Genomic DNA, 2,692 nt, shown 5'->3' with positions numbered 1-2,692 from the left:
ACCGACTGGCGGCCGACCTGCAACAGCAAAGCCTCTCGCTCAGTTCGCATGCCACCGCCAGCCAGCGCCAGATCGACACGCTGCGCGGCGAGACGGTGGACTGGCTGAATGGCGCTGAGCAAGGTTGGCAAGCTCGCTTCACCAGCAGCAGTGCGCGGCTGAGCAGCGAAGTGGAACGTCTCGACGGCGACATTGCGACGCTCGCCGGACTGTTCAAGGCGCAAGAGCAGATCATCGCTGAGCAGCGTCGGCGCCTCGACCAGTTCGACGTCACCTGCGAACTGCTGGATAGCGCAACGCGCGGCAACAAGAGCCGCATTGAAGCCGTGCGCGAGCAGGCCGAAAAGCAGCAAACGATCGTCGAAGCGCGGCTCGATGGCCTTGGCGCGCTGCAGCGCGAGCACTATGCCGAATTCCAATCGCTGCAGGGCCTGGTCGGCGTCGTGCGCTCGGAAACGCAACGCCTGGATGGCGCAATCGGAGAAGTGGCGGCAGCGCTGGCGGAGCATGCGGGGGCAACGCGAGATGGTTTCAGAAAGACCCATCTGGCCATCGCCGGTCTGCTGCTGTTGACGCTGGCGGGTTTCGCCCTGGTCAAGTGGGCACCCGGCTTCGCCCCGACAAGCACGGAAACGGTACTGGCGAAGAGTGAGGCGCGCATGGCTGAGGTCGGCAATCAGCTCGCGGCACTGGCTGCCAGCGACACGGCACGCCGGCAAGACGAGAGCGAGCAACAGGCACGCATAGCGCTGGTCACCGACAAGGTGGCCGACCTTGAGAAGAGCCTTGCCGAGTTGCGCGCAGCGCTCGCGAACACGCCTGCCCAGGGTGCCGGACCGCGCGTGCTGCATGATCGCCAGTGGCTGCTCGGCCAATCACCAAAAGCCTACACCGTACAGTTGGTGCTTTCGCCCAGCCAGGCCGATATGGCGCGTTTCGTCGACCACAACATCAAGCCTCTGGCGCGCCATTCGCTCGCTTTCGCGGCCACCGAGTACCAGCAGCGTGAGCATTACAGTCTGTTCCTCGGCACCTTCGCTACGGTAAGCCAGGCGCGCGCTGCGATTGCCAGCCTGCCCCCCGAACTGCGTGCCAATCAACCATGGGTCCGTCAGTTCCAGTCGATCCAGGCTTCCTTGCGCTAGACGCCGGGCGCCAGCGGGCCGCCACCCGGCAGCGCCCCGCTGGCGCGCGCGAACAGTAAGACGAACGGCTCGTAGGACACGCCAATGCGCAGCAAGATTGTTACCGCCGACGAAGCGATTGCCCTGATTCGTGATGGCGACACGCTGGCAAGCACGGGATTCGTCCAGACGGGCTTTGCCGAAGCCCTGCTGTCAGCACTTGAACGCCGCTTTCTCGCGACCGGCAGCCCACGGAATCTGACCCTGTTCGCGGCCGCCGGCCAGGGCGACGGCAATAGCCTGGGGCTCAATCACCTCGGACACGAAGGACTGCTGCGCCGTGTGGTCGCCGGCCACTGGGGGCGTATGCCGAAGGTTGCCGAACTGGCGCTTGCCAACCGCATCCAGGCGTACAACCTGCCGCAGGGAATCATCTGCCAGTTGTTCCGCGACCTGGCTGGCGGCAAACCCGGCTCATTCTCCAAGGTCGGACTTCACACCTTCGTCGATCCGCGCTACGGCGGCGGGCGAATCAATGCGGCGACGACCCGCGACATCGTCAAACTGGTCGAGGTCGATGGCGAGGAATGGCTGTTCTACAAGGTTGGCCGAGTAAATGTCGCCTTCGTCCGCGGAACCACTGCCGACACCTTCGGCAACATCACGATGGAACGGGAAGCGCTGACGCTGAACAATCTCGCGATGGCCATGGCAGCCAAGAATAGCAATGGCATCGTCATGGCGCAGGTCGAACGAATTGCCGAGCGCAACGGGCTGGCGCCGCGTCAGGTCAAGATCCCGGGAATACTGGTCGACTGCGTGGTCGTCGCCGAGCCAGCGCAACACATGCAGACGCTGGCCACGCCGTACAACGCTGCCTACGCCGGCGAGTTCCGTGTGCCTGCAGCCAGCCTGGTATCCACGCCGCTGACCGAGCGCAAGATCATCGCCCGCCGCGCTGCCTTTGAATTGCCACCGAACGGCATCATCAACCTTGGTGTCGGGATGCCGGAGGGCGTCTCGGCGGTTGCCAACGAGGAACGGATTTCGCACTTGCTGACGCTGACCGTCGAATCCGGTCTGATCGGAGGAATCCCGGCCAGCGGGGGCAACTTCGGCACCGGCGTAAACATGGATGCTGTGATCGACGAGAATCAGCAGTTCGACTTCTACGACGGTGGCGGTCTCGACATGGCTTGCCTCGGCATGGCCCAGTGCGACGCCGCCGGCAACGTCGACGTCAGCCGTTACGGCGGGCGGCTGACCGGCGCCGGCGGTTTCATCAACATCAGTCAGAACGCCCGCCTGGTCGTTTTCGTCGGTACGTTTACCGGCAAGGGCCTGCAAGTTGCGGTTGATGACGGCAAATTGCGCATCGTGCGGGAAGGCCAGCAGCGCAAGTTTCTTCGCCAGGTCGAACAGATTACCTTCAACGGCCAGTACGCCTACGATCGCGGGAAGCCCGTGTATTACGTCACCGAACGCTGCGTATTTCGCCGCGTCCGCCGAGGGCTGGCGCTGATCGAGGTGGCGCCCGGCATCGATGTCGAGCGCGACATCCTGCAGCA

General features: G+C 64.1%; 2 protein-coding genes. Both read left to right on the top strand.

Translation table 11 applies throughout. The annotated features are described in order from the left end of the window. On the top strand, positions 1-1,145 hold a 1,145-nt coding region (locus RKP46_RS16300; protein ID WP_409194159.1), incomplete at its 5' end, for an SPOR domain-containing protein. A gap of 84 nt (positions 1,146-1,229) precedes the next feature. Continuing rightward, positions 1,230-2,692 (top strand): malonate decarboxylase subunit alpha (locus tag RKP46_RS16295; protein ID WP_311107592.1); only part of this gene is annotated, 1,463 nt, incomplete at its 3' end.

Source organism: Accumulibacter sp. (assembly GCF_031732815.1).
GTDB lineage: Bacteria > Pseudomonadota > Gammaproteobacteria > Burkholderiales > Rhodocyclaceae > Accumulibacter.
This window is presented reverse-complemented; position numbering and strand designations above follow the sequence as displayed.